Source organism: Xanthomarina sp. F2636L, from assembly GCF_026410195.1.
In the GTDB taxonomy this organism is placed as follows: domain Bacteria; phylum Bacteroidota; class Bacteroidia; order Flavobacteriales; family Flavobacteriaceae; genus Xanthomarina.
The window spans coordinates 1-275 of sequence record NZ_JAPMLM010000035.1 but is presented as its reverse complement, the minus strand read 5'-3'; the positions used below and the strand labels follow the sequence as shown (position 1 = coordinate 275).

The following is a 275-nucleotide window of genomic DNA, read 5'->3' as shown; positions in this document are numbered from 1 at the left end:
GCCGTCTCCCAACATTCTGTAGATGGTTCTACAGGTTGTGATCCTGTTACGTCCCAAACACATGTTGTGTTATTAAAGGTCGCCGTTTCCCAACACTCCGTAGATGGTTCTAAAGGTTGTGATCCAGTAACTACCCAAGCACAGGTATTATTATCAAAAGTAGCAGTCTCCCAACACTCCGTTGTTGGTTCAGCAGGTTGTGATCCAGTGACTACCCAAGCACAGGTATTGTTATCAAAAGTAGCAGTTTCCCAGCATTCTGTTGTTGGTTCTAC

At 44.7% G+C, this 275-nt stretch carries 1 protein-coding gene; it reads right to left on the bottom strand.

Features of this window, described 5'->3' with window-relative positions:
- The coding region (locus tag OS191_RS00160) for a hypothetical protein (RefSeq protein WP_267153685.1) at nucleotides 1-275 on the bottom strand (275 nt) is incomplete at both ends.